18 protein-coding genes are annotated in these 19,217 nt (G+C 68.3%); 14 read left to right on the top strand and 4 right to left on the bottom strand.

Features of this window, described 5'->3' with window-relative positions:
• Positions 1 to 5: 5 nt before the first annotated feature.
• The 3 genes from VDQ83_RS00325 to VDQ83_RS00335 form a co-directional block, all read right to left on the bottom strand.
• Positions 6 to 662 (bottom strand): TetR/AcrR family transcriptional regulator, encoded by a 657-nt coding sequence (locus VDQ83_RS00325; RefSeq protein WP_455433453.1) that lies wholly within the window; start codon positions 660 to 662, stop codon positions 6 to 8.
• A 278-nt stretch (positions 663 to 940) separates the two neighbouring features.
• Positions 941 to 2,341 carry a sensor histidine kinase gene (locus VDQ83_RS00330; RefSeq protein WP_455433454.1) on the bottom strand — a complete coding sequence of 467 codons (1,401 nt, stop codon included), beginning with the start codon at positions 2,339 to 2,341 and terminating at the stop codon, positions 941 to 943.
• A complete protein-coding gene (locus tag VDQ83_RS00335; RefSeq protein WP_455433455.1) occupies positions 2,341 to 3,006 on the bottom strand; it encodes a response regulator transcription factor in 666 nt (221 codons plus the stop codon). Before VDQ83_RS00335 ends, VDQ83_RS00330 begins: the two co-directional genes overlap by 1 nt.
• Before the next feature lie 213 nt (positions 3,007 to 3,219).
• Here VDQ83_RS00335 and VDQ83_RS00340 point away from each other — a divergent pair, with 213 nt between their 5' ends.
• The 12 genes from VDQ83_RS00340 to VDQ83_RS00395 all read left to right on the top strand — a co-directional run bounded on the left by VDQ83_RS00340 (position 3,220) and on the right by VDQ83_RS00395 (position 17,222).
• Complete coding sequence (locus tag VDQ83_RS00340) at positions 3,220 to 3,657, top strand: hypothetical protein (protein WP_455433456.1); 438 nt, start codon at positions 3,220 to 3,222, stop codon at positions 3,655 to 3,657.
• A gap of 47 nt (positions 3,658 to 3,704) precedes the next feature.
• On the top strand, positions 3,705 to 5,108 hold the full coding sequence (locus VDQ83_RS00345) for an NTP/NDP exchange transporter (protein WP_455433457.1): 1,404 nt from the start codon (positions 3,705 to 3,707) through the stop codon (positions 5,106 to 5,108).
• A 55-nt stretch (positions 5,109 to 5,163) separates the two neighbouring features.
• Positions 5,164 to 5,955, top strand: coding sequence for a MipA/OmpV family protein (locus VDQ83_RS00350; protein ID WP_455433458.1), 792 nt, complete (start codon positions 5,164 to 5,166; stop codon positions 5,953 to 5,955).
• Positions 5,956 to 6,243: 288 nt separating this feature from the next.
• A complete protein-coding gene (locus VDQ83_RS00355) occupies positions 6,244 to 7,362 on the top strand; it encodes an SDR family oxidoreductase (RefSeq protein WP_455433459.1) in 1,119 nt (372 codons plus the stop codon).
• 232 nt (positions 7,363 to 7,594) lie between these two features.
• A complete protein-coding gene (locus VDQ83_RS00360) occupies positions 7,595 to 8,971 on the top strand; it encodes an NTP/NDP exchange transporter (RefSeq protein WP_455433460.1) in 1,377 nt (458 codons plus the stop codon).
• A gap of 155 nt (positions 8,972 to 9,126) precedes the next feature.
• Positions 9,127 to 10,083 (top strand): SDR family oxidoreductase, encoded by a 957-nt coding sequence (locus tag VDQ83_RS00365; RefSeq protein WP_455433461.1) that lies wholly within the window; start codon positions 9,127 to 9,129, stop codon positions 10,081 to 10,083.
• Between the two features lie 151 nt (positions 10,084 to 10,234).
• Positions 10,235 to 10,594: a hypothetical protein gene (locus tag VDQ83_RS00370; RefSeq protein ID WP_455433462.1), complete on the top strand. Its 360-nt coding sequence runs from the start codon at positions 10,235 to 10,237 to the stop codon at positions 10,592 to 10,594.
• Positions 10,595 to 10,781: 187 nt separating this feature from the next.
• Positions 10,782 to 11,012 carry a hypothetical protein gene (locus tag VDQ83_RS00375; RefSeq protein ID WP_455433463.1) on the top strand — a complete coding sequence of 77 codons (231 nt, stop codon included), beginning with the start codon at positions 10,782 to 10,784 and terminating at the stop codon, positions 11,010 to 11,012.
• A 686-nt stretch (positions 11,013 to 11,698) separates the two neighbouring features.
• Entirely contained in the window at positions 11,699 to 12,421 is a 723-nt protein-coding gene (locus tag VDQ83_RS00380) for an ABC transporter ATP-binding protein (RefSeq protein ID WP_455433464.1), read from the top strand.
• Entirely contained in the window at positions 12,418 to 13,857 is a 1,440-nt protein-coding gene (locus VDQ83_RS00385) for an ABC transporter permease (protein WP_455433465.1), read from the top strand. The genes VDQ83_RS00380 and VDQ83_RS00385 overlap by 4 nt, the downstream gene beginning before the upstream one ends.
• Positions 13,854 to 15,137 carry a DUF3526 domain-containing protein gene (locus tag VDQ83_RS00390; RefSeq protein WP_455433466.1) on the top strand — a complete coding sequence of 428 codons (1,284 nt, stop codon included), beginning with the start codon at positions 13,854 to 13,856 and terminating at the stop codon, positions 15,135 to 15,137. The genes VDQ83_RS00385 and VDQ83_RS00390 overlap by 4 nt, the downstream gene beginning before the upstream one ends.
• A gap of 42 nt (positions 15,138 to 15,179) precedes the next feature.
• Entirely contained in the window at positions 15,180 to 17,222 is a 2,043-nt protein-coding gene (locus VDQ83_RS00395; protein ID WP_455433467.1) for a TonB-dependent receptor, read from the top strand.
• Positions 17,223 to 17,478: 256 nt separating this feature from the next.
• On the opposite strand, the gene VDQ83_RS00400 is transcribed toward VDQ83_RS00395, so the two are convergent.
• Complete coding sequence (locus tag VDQ83_RS00400) at positions 17,479 to 17,874, bottom strand: winged helix-turn-helix transcriptional regulator (RefSeq protein ID WP_263395906.1); 396 nt, start codon at positions 17,872 to 17,874, stop codon at positions 17,479 to 17,481.
• Positions 17,875 to 17,966: 92 nt separating this feature from the next.
• On the opposite strand from VDQ83_RS00400, the gene VDQ83_RS00405 reads away from it, so the two are divergent.
• Positions 17,967 to 18,374, top strand: coding sequence for a DoxX family protein (locus VDQ83_RS00405; protein ID WP_455433468.1), 408 nt, complete (start codon positions 17,967 to 17,969; stop codon positions 18,372 to 18,374).
• Between the two features lie 18 nt (positions 18,375 to 18,392).
• A complete protein-coding gene (locus VDQ83_RS00410) occupies positions 18,393 to 19,136 on the top strand; it encodes an SDR family NAD(P)-dependent oxidoreductase (protein WP_455433469.1) in 744 nt (247 codons plus the stop codon).
• Positions 19,137 to 19,217 lie beyond the last annotated feature (81 nt).

Genomic DNA, 19,217 nt, shown 5'->3' on the forward strand with positions numbered 1-19,217 from the left:
TGCCGTCAAAGTACCGATTTCAGATTGTCGAAGGCGTCGCGCAAGAACTTGGCGGCCGGCTTTCGCTGGCCGGTCTGTTCCCGCCACGCCTGCAGCGCGATCTTCATCGCGCCGATCGAGACCATGGCCACCATCCGCAGCGCCGCGCGGCGTTCCGGCTGCCGCCAGACCTCGCACAGCGCATCGAACAGCGCCTGTTCCTGCTGCGCGTAGTGCGCCTGCTTGCGTGCAAGCAGCGATTCGCTCGACAGCATGAGGTTGTCGACCGCGATCATCTGTTCGGTCGTGTACTGCGCGATGTGCTTGACCATCGCATCGCGGACCGCGTCGAGCGGAGGCACGTCGGGCGACGTCTTCAGCAGGCTGGCGATCAGGCTCGCCCGGTCGGTGTCCAGCCAGAAGAAAATGATGTCGTCCTTGGACTTGAAGTACGAGAAGAAGGTGCGGCGCGAGATGCCGGCCTCCGCCGCGATCGCGTCCAGCGTCGTGCTGTCGTAGCCCTTGCTGAGGAACAGGCGCTGGCCGACCTCGGCGATGCGCTGCTGGGTCTGGCGGCGCTTGCGTTCGCGCAAGCCTTCTGTGGGCGCAATGCCCGCGCGGGGAAGGAGTTCCGACATCGTGAATGGGCGCCCGTTGCATGATTGCACTTGGCGCAATTCCAAGCATCCAGTGCACTGATTTATGCGCTCAGCTTACCAGAGCGTGGCCATCGGGAGCGCCGTCGACAAGCCACCTGGCGCGGTCCCACGACGGTTGCGATGCCGGTGGCCGAGCTCGCGTTCTCGTCGCGGCGGCGCGGCTGCCGCCGCCAACGGCTTGGCCCGCAACAGGCCCGAGCCTCGCCCGGGTGCGGCAGGGCGGCCTTGCGCAGCCGGTGCGCGAATCGCGATGCGGCCGCGGCGCGTGGCCGGCGCGCCGGGTCGGCGCTGTTTGGTACGCGCTAGCGGCCGCGGTCGGCGTGGGAACCGCTTGCAGGGAGGGCAGGCAACCGGATTTCGACGCCAAAGCCGCGGCCGTCGAGCCCGGCGCCGCAGCGCAGCCGCCCGCCATGCGAGGCGACCACGCGCTCCACCAGCGACAGCCCCATGCCGATGCCCTGTGCGCGATGGCCGGTGCCGGCGCGGTAGAACCGCTCGAATACCCGCTCGCGCTCGCCCTCGGCGATGCCCGGACCATCGTCGGCAACGGTCAGGACCGCCATCGGCGCGCGCCCCTCGCCCTCGACCCGGGTTTCCAGCCGCACGCGCGTACCGGGCCCTCCATGCCGCAAGGCGTTGTCGAGCAGGTTCCGGACCAGGATTCCCAGGTCGTCGATGTCGCCGTGCACCGGCGCGTGCCCGCTTTCGACCTCGATCGACTGGCCGGTGCGCAGCGCGAGCAATTCGAATTCGTCGGCGACCATCCCTACGACCAGCGCCAGATCGACGTCCGCCGCGCGCGCGATGCCGCCGCCGCCCTCCACCCGCGCGGCATCGAGCAGTTGCTGCGCCAGCCGCGAGGCGCGCTCGATCCCGGCGACCAGATGGTCGAGCGCCTCGCGCGCCTCGTCGCGGTCGCCGGCGTGCTGCAATACCTGCGCCTGGGTCAGCAATGCCGCCAGCGGCGTGCGCAGCTCGTGCGCGGCCTCGTCCAGGAACTGGCGCTCGTGCTGCAGCGCCTGCGCCAGCCGCGCCATCAACTGGTTGAACGAGCGCACCAGCGGCGTGAACTCGTCCGGCAACCCGCGCTCCGGCAGCGGCGCCAAATCCAGCGGCGCACGCCTGGCGAGCGACTCGCTGACCTGCACCACCGGCCGCAGCGACCAGTGGATCACTAGCCAGATCGCGACACCGATGCACAACAGCAGCAGCAACGCGCTGCCGAGGCTGGCGCCGAACCATCGCCGCAGCTCGGCCCGCAGCGCGGCCTGCGGCAAGCCGACTTGCACCTGCACCCGTGCGTCCGCATCGCTGAGCGCGTACACGCGCCAGGGTGCGCCGGCGATGGCCGTCTCCGAGAAGCCGTCCGCGAAGTCCGGCACCATCGCATGCGCCGGCGCCGGCCGCGACGACATCAGCCGCCGCCCGGTACCGCGCTCCCAGACCTGGAATCCCAGCGCGGCGAACTTGCCGCTGGCCGGCGTCGCTTCGCCGCCTAGCGCGAACTGCCGCTGCTGGCCGGCGGTCGCGATATCCGCCGGCAGCGAATACAGGATCTGCTCGGCGACATTGCGCAACATGCCGTCGACCTCGCCGCCCTGCCGCGCTGTCATCTCCAGGTACTGGATCAGGAACCAGCTGCCCCAGGCGGCGAGCAGCACCGCCGCCAGCGCCACCAGCAGCCGCGTACGCAGTGCGCGCATCAGTCCTCGCTCCCGGCGCGGTAGCCGAAGCCCAATTCGGTCAGCACCACCTCGTCGCCGAGCTTGCGCCGCAGCTGGTGCACGTACACCGCGACCGTGTTGCTGCCTATCTCCGCGTCGCCGCCGTAGAGCCGGTCTCGCAGTTGATCGCGGCTGAGCACCCGGCCGCGCGACTGCAGCAGCGCCACCAGGATGCTGTACTCGCTCGCGCTCAGGCTCACCCGCTTGCCGCCACGGGTCACCGTCCGCGCGGCCGGATCGACCTCGACATCGCGCCAGCGCAGCACCGGCGTCACCGCGCCGCGGGCGCGGCGCAGCACCGCGCGCAGCCGGGCCAGCATTTCGTCGCGCTGGAACGGCTTGACGATGTAGTCGTCGGCGCCGGCGTCCAGTCCGCGGACCCGGTCGCTGAGCTGATCGCGCGCGGTGATGATCAGCACCGGCGTCGGGTCGTAGCGGCTGCGCATCGTCGCCAGCACGTCCAGCCCGGAGCCGCCCGGCAGCCCGAGGTCGAGCAGCACCGCGACGAAGGCATGGTCGACCAGCGCGGCGCGCGCCGAGGCCGCGTCCTCGCAATGGAACACGCGCCAGCCTTCCTGGCCCAGCGCGGCCGTCAGCGCACGGCCGAGCATGTGGTCGTCTTCGACGAGGAGGAGTGCATCCATGGCGGCGCAGGCAGGAGAGGAAGCGATCGGCGATGTTCCGATGCAGGCATTAATACCGGATTAAACGCCGCAGTCAAAACCCGTCGGGGTCCATCGCCCGCCGCGGCCGGCACCGGCGCGCTGCGGAAGCGCCTGCGTGCCGATCGCCTTAAACCCAAATTAATCGCGCCGGCAGAAGTTGGCGGCGTCCGCTCCCGCCGATGCATGGATTGCATGCGCCCGATCCCTCTTTCCCTCCACCGCAAGGCACCGATCATGGCCCACTGGACAGCTACCGGCACTCCCTCTCGACGCGCTCTCGCTGCGGCCGACACCGACACCGACGTTGCAAGCTACGTGCGCGTTGGGCGTTTTCTGCCCGATGTGCGTGAGCACTTCTTCGCCCCGCGCCGGTGTGCTGCGCGCCGCAGCCTGGGCCGACTCATCCTGCAGCCGGCGGCGCGCGGTGCGCTGCCGACGCTGTACGCCGCCACCGCGCCCGATGCACGGGGCGGACGCTACTACGGGCCGACCGGCGTGATGGGAATGCGCGGGCCACTGGGCTTCGCCGAGCTGCCCGCCGCCGCAACCGGCACCCAGGCCGCGATCCGCCTCTGGGCCATCAGCGAACAGCTCGGCGACGCGCGCTATCCATCGCGCCTGACCGACTGAATTGCCAACGCGCGCCCGTGCGGCGTGCACCGACCAGGACCCCACTCATGAGTCGAACCACGACACCGGCACCGCGTCGCCCAAGCCCGTTGCAGGCCCTGTTCAATCTCCGCCGCGAAGAGGCCGGACCGGTACTCATCGCATCCGTGTTCTTCTTCTGCGTGCTGACCGCGCTGATGCTGCTGCGCCCGGCCCGCGATGCGCTGGGCATGGAGCGCGGCATAGAGGGGATCCGCTGGCTGTTCATCGGCACCGCGATGGTGACGCTGGCGGTGAACCCGCTGTTCGGCTGGCTGGTCAGCCGCCTGCGGCGGCTGCAGTTCATCGCCGTCACCTACGGGTTCTTCGTGCTGAGCCTGTTGGGCTTCTGGGCCTTGCTGTCGTTCGCGCCCGGTGCGATCGGGCAGCGCAGCGGGCAGGTGTTCTACGTGTGGTTCAGCGTGTTCAACCTGTTCGTCACCATGGTGTTCTGGGCGCTGCTGGCCGACCGTTTCAGCCTCGACCAGGGCAAGCGGTTCTTCGCCCTGATCTCGGTGGGCGGCACCCTGGGCGCGATCTTCGGGCCCTGGCTGACCTCGCAGCTGGCCGAGCCGCTCGGCACGCCCAGCCTGCTGCTGGTCGCGGGCGGATTCCTGCTGCTGGCCCTGGCTGCCGCCGGGTTGCTGGTGCGCGTGGCGCCCGACCGGGCGGGCAGCCAGGCGCCCGGCGCCGCGGCCGGATCGGCGAAGGAGGCCGGGCCGATCGGCGGCAGCGCCTGGGCGGGCCTGCGCGCGGTGTTCCGGTCGCGCTACCTGACCGGCATCGCCGGCTACATCGTGCTGATGACCGTATTGGCGACCTGCATCTACTTCACCCGCCTGCAGATGGTCGCGGCCGCGGCGGACGGGCTGGACGCGCGCGCGGCGATCATGGGCAGCATCGACATGTGGACGCAGGTCGCGGTGTTGGTCCTGCAGTTCACCCTGACCGGGAAAATCATCCAGCGCTTCGGCCTGGGCGTGACGCTGGCGATCCTGCCGGTCGCCACCGCGCTCGGCTTCGTCGGGCTGGCGATCTACGGCTCGTTCGCGGCGCTGATCCTGCTCGAGGCCGCCAACCGCGCCGTGCAGCGCGGCATCACCCGGCCGGCGCGCGAGGCGCTGTTCACCGTGGTCAGCCGCGAGGAGAAGTACAAGGCCAAGGCCTTCGTCGACACCTTCATGTACCGCGTCGGCGACGTCGTCGGCGCGCAGGCCGAAGGCGTGCTCGGGCGGCTGGGCCTGGCCATGGGCGGACTGGTCGGCGCGGTCGTCCCGCTGGCGCTGGCGTGGGCCGCGCTGGGCCTGTGGCTGGGACGCGCGCAAGCGCGGCGCAGCGCGCCGCCGGCGCAGGCCGCGCCTGCGCCTTCCGGCAGCCGGCACGAAAATCCCGGCCCCCCTGCGGCGCCTACCACCGCTTCTTCCGCGCCATAGCGCGAATTGTCCGCGCTCCACCAATCCACCCACCCATCACCACGGCAGCCACCGCATGAACATGACAGCACGCAACCTCGTAAAGCTCGCGCTTCTCGCGCTTCCCGCCACCGCGCTCGGCCAGCAGTCCCCGCCCGCCTCCGGCGCGTGGTCCCTCGGTGCCGGGGCTGCGGCCATCGACAGCCCGTATGCCGGCGAAGGGACGCGGGTACGGCCCTTTCCCCTGGTCAGCTACGAGGGAGAACGCGTGTTCCTGCGCGGCATCTCCGGCGGCGTGCATTTGTACAAGTCCGGCGGGTTCACGCTCGATGCGCTGCTGTCCGCCCGGCTCGACGGGTTCGACATCGGCGATCTCGGGCGGACCGAGCTTCTCGCCAACGGCGTCAATCCCGACCTGCTGAGCGATCGCGACGACGGCATCGATGCCGGCTTTCGCGCCAGCGTCGGCTCGACGTGGGGCACGATCGCGCTCGAGACCGTCCACGACATGTCCGATGCCAGCGACGGCTACCAGATCTCCCTGGACTATCGGTACACGTGGTCGTTCGACCGCAGCACGCTTGCGACCAGCGCGGGCGCGAGCTGGATGTCGGCGGATCTGGCCAACTACTACTTCGGAATACTCGACGAGGAAGTCGCACGCGGTGTCGCCGCGTACGCGCCGGGATCGGCCCTGGTCCCGCGCGTCGGACTGACGCTGATGCAGCCGATCGGAACGACGCAGTGGCAGCTGCTCGGGTCTATCGAGTATCGGTTCCTGCCAAGCGAGCTCAGCGACAGCCCGCTGCTGGAACCCGGACGCAACGGACTCGGGCGCGTGGTACTCGGGCTCAGCAGGCGCTTCTGATCCCGCCACGCGAGGCGACGATGCATCTGGCGAAGGGACACGGATGCGACGCTCGCCTGGCGACGCCGAACGCACCGATCCGCCGTGAGGTCCCCCTGCCTCGGCTACCGGATCGGCCCCTCCCGCCAACTCAAGCCATCGCACGCGACCTCGCGGCAAAAGGCGTCGGCCACGACTCCACCTCGGATGGCTTCACCGCCCTTGTCGAACCAAGCGCCATACGGAATGCCGCTACCGCAGCCAAGGAATTCGGCCCCCCTCCTCCCCTTCATCTTTAGGAAGACGATCATGACCAACTGGACAGTTCGCACGATTCTCTCTCGACGCCAGCGCGCGACGCTGGCCACCGGCACTGGCGGCCACCGCTCCCGGGACTCGCGTGCCGCCGGCTACGGATGGCGCAACCGCCTCGCCCTCCTCTGCGTGCTGCTGGCTTGCGCCTTCTCGACAGGCAGCGCGCTTGCGCAGAACCCGCCGAAGCCCGATTGGGGTCTGGCCGACCTTCCCTCGCAGAAAGGCCGCATTTTCCTAGTCACCGGCGGCACCAGCGGCATGGGATACGAAGATGCCCAAGCCCTGGCCGCTGCAGGCGCCCAGGTGGTGATCGCGGCGCGCAACCCACAGCGGGGCCAGGAGGCGATCGACCGGATCAAGCAGCGCACGCCCGACGCACAGGTGCAGTTCGAAGCCGTCGATCTGGCCGACCTGTCCTCGGTTCGCGCACTGGCACGACGCCTGGGCACCGCCCTGCCCCGGCTCGATGGCCTGATCAACAACGCCGCCATCATGGCGCCGCCGGAGCGCGGCACGTCGGCCGATGGCCTGGAGATGCAGTTCGCCACCAACTACGCCGGGCATTTCGTCCTGACCGCCGAGCTGTTGCCGCTGCTGCGCAAGTCCCCGTCGCCTCGCGTGGTCACGGTGTCCAGCATCGCAGCGCATCGCGGCCGCATCAATTTCGACGATCTCCAATCCAAGCAGGCCTACGACCCGATGGGCGCCTATGCCCAGTCCAAGCTGGCGTGCCTGATGTTCGCCTTCGAGCTACAGCGGCACAGCGAGGCCGAAGGCTGGGGCATCCGCAGCATCGCCGCCCATCCCGGCGTCGCGGTGACCGAACTGGTTGCGCGCGGTCCCGGCCTGGACAGCGCACAGGGCCGGCAGTGGTCCAGCAACCGCCAGCACATGCAGACCGCCGCCCAGGGCGCGGTGCCCACCCTGTACGCCGCCACCGCGGCCGAGGCGCGAGGCGGGGCCTACTACGGTCCGACCGGACCGAACGAGTTCGCCGGCCCGCTCGGCTTGGCGGCCGTTCCCGCCGCAGCCAACGATGCGACGGTGGCGGCCTACCTGTGGACGATCAGCGAAGAACTCACCGGCACGCGCTTTCCCACGCGCGCCCGCTGATCCATCGGCCACTGCGGGCGACGGCCGCGCGCCTTGGACTCCAGCGTCGAAGCGTCAGCACGTCGCGCACGGGAGAAGGTCACAGAACGCTGTCATCGCGTGTTTGCACTCCTGTGCGATGCCTGCGTTCCGTCTGCGACTGCTTCCTGTGAGCATCCGGCAAGGCCGCCGCGTGCTCGACCGAATCGATCGACTGCTGGCGTCCCGGGCGCCGGCGCGCCCGGGAACCACCATGAGCCGGACCGACATGCCCATCCAGCGCCCGCCCCTGTGGGAGGCCGCGTTCAACCTCCGCCGCGACGAGCTCGGGCCGGTCCTGATCGCGTCGCTGTTCTTCTTCTTCGTGCTGACCGCCTTGATGGTGTTGCGGCCCGCGCGCGACGCCCTGGGCATGGAGCACGAGATCGAAGGCGTACGCCGGCTGATCACCGTGACCGCGGTGTTGACGCTGGCGGCGAACCCGCTGTTCGGCTGGCTGGTCAGCCGCTTGCGCCGGCTGCAGTTCGTCGGCGCGACCTACGGCTTCCTCGCGCTGACCCTCGTTGGCTTCTGGGGCCTGATGACGTTCGCACCCGGTGCGGTACGCCAGGGGGCCGGCCAAGTGTTCTACGTCTGGTTCAACGTGTTCAACCTGTTCGTCACCATGGTGTTCTGGGCATTGGTGACCGAACGCTTCAGCAGCGACCAGGGCAGGCGGTTCTTCGCCCTGATCTCGATCGGCGGCACGCTCGGTGCGATCTTTGGCCCATGGCTCGCCTCGCAGTTGGCCGAGCCGCTCGGCACGCCCAGCCTGTTGCTGGTCGCCAGCGGCTTCCTGCTGCTGGGCATGCTGGCCGCCTGGCTGCTGCTGAGGGTCGTGCCCGACCGTGCGGCCGACACCGGCCTGGCCGCGTCGCTGCGCGCGGATGACGCCGCGCGCATCGGCGGCAGCGCCTGGGCCGGCATCGGCCTGGTTCTCCGCTCGCCCTATCTGGCCTGCATCGCCGGCTACGTGATGCTGATGGCGGTGATGGTGACCTTCGTGTACTTCACCCGCCTGCAGATGGTCGCGGCGATCGCCGACGGCATCGATGCGCGCGCGGCGATCCTGGGCAAGATGGACATGTGGACGCATGTCGCTGCGCTGGCGCTGCAGCTCACCCTGGCCGGACGGATCATCAAGCGCTTCGGCCTGGGCGTCGCGCTGGCGATCCTGCCGGTGGCCACCGCGGCCGGCTTCGTCGGGTTGGCGATCTACGGCTCGTTCGCGGTATTGGTGCTGCTGGAGGCCGTGACCCACGCAGTGCAACGCGGCATCACCCAACCGGCGCGCGAGGCGCTGTTCACCGTGGTCGACCGCGAAGGCAAATACAAGGCCAAGGCGCTCGTCGACACCTTCATCCACCGCGCAGGCGATGTGGTGGGAGCGCAGACCGAGGGTGCGCTGGGCCGGGTCGGGCTGGCGATGGGTGGCCTGGCCGGCGTGGTCGTGCCGCTGGCGCTGCTGTGGGTGGCGCTGGGCCTGTGGCTCGGCCACGCGCAGGCGCGGCACGCGGCGCTGCCGCTGGCGCGCGGCAGCCCCCTGCCATCCGGCGGCGCGAACAATCATTCCGTCCGGCCCGTTGCGTAGTTCCCGCGCTCTCCCCGGTACGGCACTACGGTCCCTTGAAGGAAAAGAGTCCACGGCGCCCAACAGCCGGTTGCAAAGCCGGATCCGGATACTTACATTATGCACTGAGTGCAATTTTTAATGCACTTTGCGCAACCACTCTAAAGGCGACCACCATGGCCCACTGGAAAGCTTCAGACACACCCTCTCAACGCGGTCGCATAGCGGTCGTCACCGGCACGGGAGGCCTCGGGTTCGAAGATGCGCTGGCGCTGTCACGCGCCGGTGCGCAGGTCATCATTGCCGGTAGAAACCCGTCGAAAGGGGCGCTCGCGGTCGAACAGATCCGCAAACGCGTGCCCAACGCGGATGTGCGGTTCGAAGCGCTGGACCTCGCCAGCTTCGGTTCCATCGGGGCGTTCGCGGAGCGGCTGCGCTCCTCGATCGACTGCCTCGATCTGCTGATCAACAACGCCGGGGTGATGGCGCCTCCGAAGCGGCAGGTGACCGCCGACGGGTTCGAACTGCAGTTCGGCACCAACCACCTCGGCCATTTTTTCCTGACAGCGCAGCTGCTGCCGCTGCTGCGCAAGGCCAGCCAGCCGCGCGTGGTCGCGCTCTCAAGCGTCGCCGCGCGCAGCGGTACGATCAACTTCGACGATCTGCAGTCCGAGCGCGGCTACAAGCCGATGGTCGCCTATAGCCAGTCGAAACTGGCCTGCCTGATGTTCGCGCTCCAGTTGCAACGCCACAGCGATGCGGCTGGCTGGGGAATACGGAGCGTGGCGGCTCATCCGGGCGTTTCGCGCACCGATCTGTTGCCCAATGGCGCGGGCGCCAGGAGCGCTTCCGGCCTCGCCCGCCGCGTCCTGTGGTTCCTGTTCCAGCCGGCCGCGCAGGGCGCCTTGCCCACGCTTTTCGCCGCGACTTCGCCGCAGGTTCAAGGCGGCAGCTACTACGGCCCGGACAAGCTGAGCGAGACGCGAGGCCACCCTGCCATCGCCAAGGTGCCTGCGCAAGCGCTGGACGTGAGCGGCGCCGAAAAGCTGTGGCGCGAGTCGGAACGGCTGACGGGAGCGCCTTTCCCTGCGGTCCACACACGCGCTCCCGACATGGCGTACATCGGGAAATGATCGCTCGCGCTGCCGCCGCCATCCCTGCACCGGATTTCTTCCCCGACGGCCGAGCCACGTGGCTACCTACGCCAATGGGCCGTGCGCCGGCGCGTAGCTGCAGTCGCCCGCGAGAAGCCGCCCGTCCCGCCGATCCTCAGGAGCAACCACCATGCACAAGTACATCGTCTACGCGGCCTACGGCTGGCTCGCCCTGAGCGGGGTGCTGCATTTCGCCATCGACGTGATATCCCAGCATCTACGCGGGAAACGCGAACCGAGCTTGGAAACCACGCTGTACTACGGACTGAACTCCGCCTTTTCGCTGGGGCAGGTTGCCTTCGGACTGCTCGGGGTCTTCCTGGCTTGGCGGGCCAGGGACCTGCTGAGCGAGACGCCGATGCTGGTCCTGTCGATCGCGGCGGCGCTTGGATGGCTCGCAATCACGTTCATGTTCATGGAGTACCGGGAGCCCAAGCTCAACGCTGGAATCTTTCTTGCGCTGCTTGTTGCCGTCTTCGTCACCCGGTGACCGCGCTGCATGAAGGGGCGCTCCTGCGCCCTTCCAGGTCCCGGCCCGGCATGTGCGCGCGCAAGTGCATACGCATGTTCGCCCGATCGGTTCACGCCCGGCCTGGAGCGGATCCTGCGTTCCATTCGCGCGAGCGGAACTCGCCCTTCTCCGTCTACCCACAGGCAAAGAACAGGAGGCCACCGTCATGAAGCACGGCATCGTCCGCCAAGTCGCCAATCTTGCGCTTCAGCTCGACAGCGACCCGGAGCACGTCTACCGCTGGATAACCGAAGAGCAGATTCCAGCCCTCGATGATCGAAGGCCGATAGAGCTCATCTGGGAAGACAAAGGCGAACTCGTGCTTTCCTTTCTGTCCGATCTCATCGACAAGAACATGCCATCCCGAGCGTTCGCGCCGCGCCAGCTCCCTGGATGAACATCGCTAGCGGCCGTACCTACCCGGAGCGCGCGGCCGGCATCCATAGTGCATCGTAGTGCTCGCCGGTGGGCGCCATACACTGCCCGATGATGCATGGGATTCGGCCCCGCGCCGCGGCCCCGGCGACTGGACAACGGCTGGGCCAGCGACTCGCCGCGACGCACGTGGTGGCGGTGCGCCTGGGGAGATCGAACGCAATGCGACCCGTACGTGCACTGATAGGTAGCCGTCGAGCCCGGTCATCGGACTCTGGTACAGAATCGCCGTCGATCAACGAAATCATGGAACTCATCCCGTCTGTCGCCGGGCAATAGCAACCTCGCTGAATCTGCGGGCGAAGGCCGAGCGCGATCTGCAGGCATGCTCGGCCAGCGCCTGCAGTGTCCAGCGATACGCCGGGCATGAATTGCGCCGATGGCCGGACCCAACTGCTTGTCCGCCGGCACAGCGGCTGAACAGTTCGACGCCGCCCTGGTCGAGGCGATCCACCACTGCGCGCGCAGCGGCCCCGCGGCCGCCTCACGCGAACCTGCCGCGGCACTGTGGCGGCCGAGGGGCGACTGGGTAGGCAGCTGGACAGGGGCTTGTCACCCGGAACGACGCAGGCCGTGATCGCCTCGCCCCTTGGAAATGTAATGTTATTACATTAACATGCGGGCCGTTTCGCGCGACTGGGCCCATGCATGCTCGCCACATCCCTCCCGGTGGATATCCGCCAGCTCTCCGTTTCCTATGCGGACAAGCCCGTGCTGTCCGGGCTCGACCTGCGCGTGGAGCCCGGCTGCATCTATGCGTTGCTCGGCGGCAACGGTGCCGGCAAGTCGACCACGCTGTCGGCCCTGCTCGGCTTCATCAAGCCCGCCGCGGGGCACGTGTTCGTGGCCGGGATCGAGCCTTGGCGGGAGCCGGCGAAGGCACGCGCGCAACTGGCCTACCTGCCCGAGAACGTGGCGCTCTACGAGCACCTCTCGGCGCTGGAGAATGTCGACTACCTGCTCTCGCTGAGCGGGCGCAGGCAATCCCGCGATGCCATCCACGAGGCCCTGCGCGGGGCGGGCCTGCAGCAGCCGGCATGGACGCAGCGGCTGTCGGGCTTCTCCAAGGGCATGCGGCAGAAGGTCGCGATCGCGGCGGCGCTGATGCGCGAAGTGCCGCTGCTGTTGCTCGACGAGCCGACCTCCGGCCTCGACCCGGGCGCCAGCGCCGACTTCCATGCGTTGCTCGAATCGGTCCGCGCGCGCGGCACCTCGGTGCTGATGGTGACCCACGACCTGGTCGGCGCGATGGAGGTCGCCGACCGGATCGGCGTGCTCGAACGCGGCCGCATCGCCTACGCGGCGGACAGGGGCCAGTTCGACCTGGCCGCGCTGCACGCGCATTTCGCCGGGCGGGCGCAGGCGGCATGAGCGTCGTCGCTTCGGTGATGCGCAACGAGTGGCGGGCGATGGCGCGCAACCGCACCGCGCTGACCGGCGTGGTGTTGCTGGCGATGCTGGCGGTGGTCTCCACCGTCGTGTCGATGCACCACATGGGCGCCGCCGCGGACTACCGTGCCCGCCAGCAGGCGGCGGCGCAGACGGCGTTCGACAACCAGCCGGACCGCCATCCGCACCGCGTGGTGCACTACGGACATTTCGTCTATCGGCTGCCGTCGGCGCTGGCCGCCTTCGATGCCGGCGTCGATCCGTTCACCGGCAGCAGCATGTTCCTGGAAGGCCACCGCCAGAACACGGCCAACTTCGGCGACGTCATGCAAAGCTCGGTGCTGGTGCGGTTCGGCCAGCTGACGCCGGCGTTCGTGCTGCAGATCCTGGCGCCGCTGGTGCTGATCTTCCTCGGCCACGGGGTGCTGGCCCAGGAGCGGGAACGCGGCACCTTGCGCCAGCTGATGCTGCAGGGCGCATCGGGCCGGGTCATCGTGTCCGGCAAGCTCGGCGCGTTGCTGGCGGTGGCCGCGGTGTTCCTGTTGCCGGCCTTCGCTGGCCTGGCGAGCATGGCCGCCGCGCCCGGCGCATCGGCTGCCGTCGCGCTGGCGCTGGCGTCGGCCTATGCGCTGTACCTGGCACTGTGGTGCGTGCTGATCGTGGCGCTGTCGGGCCTGATCCCGCGCCGGCGCGATGCGCTGCTGGCGCTGGTCGCGTTGTGGGCGCTGACCGCGCTGCTGGTGCCGCGGATCGCGCCGGACGTGGCCTACGCCGCGCATCCGCTGCCCGACCGGCTGCAGACCGATGTGGCCATCGGTGCGGACCTGCGCGCGATCGGCGACAGCCACGACCCGAACGATGCGTACTTCTCCGGCTTCAAGCGCGACGTGCTGGCGCGCTACGGCGTCGCCCGCATCGAGGACCTGCCGGTCAACTACAAGGGCCTGGTGGCGGTGGAAGGCGAACGCCTCACGTCCGGGCTGTTCAACGCCTACGCCGCGCGCAGCGCCGACATCCAGCACCGGCAAAACAGGCTGGTCGCCGCCTTCGCCGCGCTGAGCCCGGCGATCGCGCTGCGCCAGCTGTCGATGGCCGCGGCCGCGACCGACCTGTCCGCGCATCTGCGCTTCCTGGAGCAGGCCGAAGCGCACCGCTACCGGATGGTGCAGCAGCTCAACCAGTTGCAGGCCGATGGCGTGTCGTATGCCGACGACACCGCCGCCGACGCGGGCGCCGACCGGCGCAAGCGCGTGGACAGCGGGCACTGGCAGGACATCCCGGCCTTCGCCTTCGTTCCGCGCGCGTCAGCCGCCGTGCTGCAGGCGTTGCTCCCGAGTGCGCTGGTGCTGCTTGCGTGGCTGCTGGCCGCACTCGCGCTGCTTGGCCTGGCGACACGCCGACTGGGGGCGACGCGATGAACATCTGGCGCTATGAAATCCTGATGGTGCTGCGCTCGCGGATGTCCATGGCCGGGCTTGCGCTGCTGGCGTTGCTGGCGGTAGCGAGCCTGGCGTCGGGGCTGCAGCGCATCGGCAGCCAACGCGAGGCGATCGCGCGCATCGCGTCGTTGCAGCAGGTGGACCTCGCGGCGGTGATGAAAGCGCATGGCACGTCGACCGACGCGGGCAGCGCGGCCTACTACACCTTCCATCCCACGTGGGACGCCCCGGCCCCGCTGGCCTTCGCCGCGGTCGGCATGCGCGATGTCGCTCCCTACATCCTGCGGGTCCGCGCGCTGGGCCTGGAAGCGCAGATCCACGACGGCGACACCTTCAATCCCGAACTGGCGCTGGCCGGGCGCTTCGACTTCGCGTTCCTGCTGACGTTCCTGCTGCCGGTGTTCGCCATTGTGCTGTTCCACGACCTGCGCTCGGCCGACACCGAGTCCGGGCGCGAGCGCCTGCTCGGCGCCCTGCCCGCGTCGTTGCGCCGGCTGTATCTGCGCCGCAGCGTGGTGCGCTGGGCCGCGTTGCTGGCGTGCGTGTCGATCCCCTTCGCTTGCTTCGCGCTACAGCAGCAGGTGCCGTTCGTGCAGATCGTCGGCGTCGTCGGATTGACCGCGGCGTATCTGTTGTTCTGGATCGCATTGGCGCTTGTGGTGGCGCTGCGGGGCTGGTCGTCGGCGGCCAATGCCGCAGCGCTGGTCAGCGCATGGGTGGCGATCGCGCTGGTACTGCCGGCGCTGTCGCATGTGGCCATCGAGCGCGCGATCCCGGTCGACCAGGGCGCCGAAATCGCGCGCGCACAGCGCGAGGCGGTCAACCGCGCCTGGGACATCCCGCGCGAGGTCACCATGCAGCGGTTCTACGCGCGGCATCCGCAATGGAGCGATTCCGCGCCGCTCGGCACCGCCTTCCACTACAAGTGGTACCTGGCCTTCCACCAGAATGGGGACGACAGCGTGGCCGCGATGGCGGCGGCCTATCGCCACGGCATCGAGCACCGCTCGGCCGCAGCCACGCGCCTGGGCTGGCTGTTGCCGCCGGTCGGCATGCAGGCGCTGCTGACGCGCTGGGCATCCACCGACATGGGCGCGCACCTGGCCTACCAGGACCGCATCCGCGCCTACCACGGCGAACTGCGCCACTTCTACTACGGCTACCTGTTCCGCGACCGGCCGTTCACGGCGGACGACTTCGCGCGCGCGCCGGCGTTCGCGCCCACCGATCCCGGTGCGGCCCGCCGTTCCTCCCTTTGACCGAGGCCGCAACGGCCGACGAACTCACGAGCATCCCTCCCCATGAAGATCCGCCTCATCGCCGCTGTCCTTGCGGCCCAATCCAGCACCGCCGCCTACGCGGAAGTGCAAGGCGCCGCCACCACCATGGGCGCCGTGCAGGTGCGCAACGGCCAGGCCCAGCTGACCGCCAACGAGGTGCTGACCTCGGTCGATGTCCTGGGTGCCGAGCGGATCGAGGACAAGGCGGTCATGCAGAGCTGGGAACTGCTGGGCCAGATGCCGGGCATGCAGCTGACCGAGACGCGCCAGGGCGCCGAGTCGGGCAAGGTGACCTTCCGCGCCTTCAACGGCGAAGGCTACCTCAACGGCATCAAGACCCTGATCGACGGCATTCCAAGCAACGTCAACAGCGGCAACCAGCGCTTCATCGACATGCTCTTCCCGCTGGAGATCGACTACATCGAGGTCGTCCGCGGCACCAACGACCCGCGCTACGGCCTGCACAACATCGGCGGCAACATCAACTTCGGCACCCGCCAGGGCGGCGACTACACCGATGCGCGGCTGACCTACGGCAGCTTCGACACCCGCGAGGCGCAGATCGCGCTGGGCCGCGAAGCCGACGGCTTCGCGCAGAACTATTTCCTCGGCGCGCAGGCGTCCGATGGCTACCGCGCGCACGACGGCTCGAAGAAGATCAGCGTCGGCAGCAAATGGTTCTTCGGCAGCGACGCGGACGTGGCGAAGTTCGGCGTGATCGCCCGCCTGTACCACCATGAGGCCGACGAGTCGGGATTCATGACCGCCGAGGAGCTCACCGCCGACCGCCGCGCATCCGATCCGCGCAATGCCAACGACTTTGACGATCGCGACATGCGGCAACTGAGCACCCACCTGGATCTGCGGCTGTCCGACAACGTGCACCTGAGCAGCAAGCTGTACTACAACGGCTACGACGACGACCGCTACGTCACCTTCAGCGACTACCCCGTGGGCGATGCGCCGCGCCAGCGCCGCGAATGGAACGAGCGCCAGACCGGCCTGCTGTCGACGCTGACCTGGGTGGCCGGCGACACGCTCACCCTCGAAGGCGGGGTGAACCGCGAGCATCAGGACAACCGCTACCGGCGCAGCCGCTTCCGCTTCGGCATCCCGACCGACTTCGATGCCGCGCCGAGGCGCATCCAGAACGACGACCGCTACACGCTCGACAACACCGGCGCCTACGTCCAGGCGATCTATGCGCCCGTGACCGCGCTGCGGATCGTGCCGGCATTCCGCGTCGACCGCTTCGATGGCCACACCCGGCTGCCCGGCGGCATCGAGGCGCCGCTGCAACGCTACGGCACCATCGAGCAGCCCAAGCTCAGCGTGATGTACGCGCTCACCCCGGCGCTGAACGTCTACGCCAACTGGGGCCGCACGTTCCAGATCCTCACCGGCTCCACCGCGCCCGCCTACCTCACCGCCGGCCAGAAAGCCTTCGCACCGTCGGTCAACACCGGCAAGGAAGCCGGCATCAAGTTCAGCGGGGCCAACGGCACCGACGTCCGGCTGGCCATCTGGCAGCAGGACGCCACCGACGAGGTGGCCAACATGCCGGCCACCGGCACCACCGTCGGCCTGGGGCAGACGCGCCGGCGTGGCGTCGACCTGCAGGCCAGCACGCGCATCGGCGAGCGCTGGTCGCTGTGGGGCTCGCACGCCTACCAGGAGGCCAAGGTGGTCAGCGCGTTCGCCGACGACGGTACCTCCCTCGCCGGCAACGAAGTCCTGGCGACGCCGCGCTTCATCTCCAACATCGGCGTGGAGTTCGACGCCTCCGAGCGCCTGCGCTTCGGCGCGCAGGCACGTGCGCAGGGCGACTACTACCTGGAAGCGCGCAACACCGAAGGCAAGTTCGGTGGCTTCGCGGTGCTCGACCTGAGCGCCGGCTACCGGCTCTCCGAACGCGCGCGCATCGACCTGCAGCTCAAGAACGTGACCGGCCGCGAATACGCCTACGTCTGGTACGACAGCTTCTTCTGGGGCAGCGACGCACGCCCGATGTTCTCGCCCGCGCCCACGCGGTCCGCGTTCGTGTCGTTGAGCCTGAAGCTCTGAGCACCGGCTGCGCGCCGGGTGGATCTCCACCCGGTGACGCGTAACGCGCAAGTGGCAACATTCCAACGCCGGGATTGCGACCAGTTACCGCAGCCCCTGGAACTAAACCCGACGTCCCTGGATTGCTTATTGGTTGCCTACCAACAACCGAACCGCGCTCTTGAATATTCGCAATATTCAGATATTCCAGCGCACTGAGGTCGAGTTCCGACGACCAACCAACGGCGCGCCTACAGCCACGTTGACGGCATGAAGATCACTTCGTCTTCCGTCCCGCGGTATTGGCTTTACGTCCGCGTGCGGCCGGCTTCGCCGGCACGCTGCCTCCGTGCTCGTTCCACCAGACCGTCAACGCTTCCATGGTCGGCCCGAGGCCACGCGCCTTGGTCGTGATCGCGTACTCGACACGGGGCGGCACCTCCGGAAACACCGTGCGCGATACGAGTCCGTCGGCCTCCAGCTCGCGCAGCTGTGCCGTCAGCATGTGTTGAGTGATGCCAGCAATCGCCTTGCGTAGCTCCCCAAAGCGGTAGACCCGCTGGTTGAGCAGCCACATGATTTCCAGCTTCCATTTACCCGAGAGCAGTGCGAACGCGCGACGCATTTCCTCGTGCATGTTCACGGCGGAATTGCCATTCGTCATGTTTTCCATACTAAGTACCACTTATTCATCCTACTTGTTGCGTTTCATCTTAGACGACATTCTTGGAGGAAGTCGATCTGAACCGAATTTAGGAACCCGTTATGGTTGCGCAATATGTCTACTGGGTCAGCACCACATTACTGACATTTCTATATATCGCTTCCGCTACGCTCTATCTCGTCAGGAAGGACTGGGTACGCCAAGCGCTGGTCGAATTGAACTATCCCGCTTCCTACCTTGTGCCGCTCATGATCGCGATCAAGCTGCTCGGGCCGCTGGCCATCCTGTCGCGCGTCAGCGTGCCCCTGAGCGACCTGGCCTATGCCGGCATGTTCTTTCACCTGCTGCTGTCCGGCTCCGCGCACCTGGGCATACGCAAGCCCAAGGGCGCGCTACCGGCGTTCCTGGGCCTGGTGCTGCTGGTCGTCTCGTTTTCCACGCAAAACTTCGCTCGCGACACTCCTTCGACATATGGCGCGGTGTTCGCGGCGCAACAGAGCAATTTTTGACCCTCCTAGGAGAAATCCATGTCCCGCCTCAACGGAAAAGTAGCCATCGTCACGGGTGCCGGTCGCGGCATCGGTCGCGCCACTGCCAAGCTGTTCGCAGCACAAGGCGCCAAGGTTGCCGTCCTCTCTCTCACGCCAGCGAACGTGGATGCGGTCGTGGCCGACATCACCGCTGCCGGCGGCAGCGCGCTTGGCGTTCCCTGCGACATCGGCAATGCCGAGCAACTCGAGGACGCGATCGCCAAGGTAGCGGCCACCTATGGCGGCATCGACATCTTGGTGAACAACGCCTTCGATCCCACCGCGCCGTTCTCGTCCGTCCTCGATCTGTCGACGGAGCAGTTGCAACGCAATTTCGACCTCGGTCCCATCGCCTATCTGCGCGCGATGCAGGCGGCCCATCCCCACCTGAAGGCAAGCGGCGAGGGACGCATCATCAACTTCGGCTCGATGGCCGGCGTTGTCGGACTGGCCGGCTATGCACCCTACAACATGGCAAAAGAAGCTGTGCGCGCCTTGACCCGTACCGCCGCACGCGAGTGGGCGGCCGACAAGATCACCGTGAACAACGTGCTGCCGGTCGCTGAAACTTGGGGAGCGGATGCCAACGTGCCGGCGCCGACCAATCCGCTGGGCCGCTATGGCTCGCCAGAAGACGACATTGCCCCGGTCGTGCTGTTCCTGGCCAGCAAGGACAGCCAGTTCATCACCGGGTCGAGCCTCACCCCCGACGGCGGCTCCATCATCGACAGCGCGCGCTGATTCGCTATCCATCGACAAGGAAAGAACACGAAATTCACGCTATCACCATCGACACGGCGGATCCGCAGGAGCTCGCCACGT

The sequence above is a fragment of the Xanthomonas sp. WHRI 7945 genome, assembly GCF_035026585.1.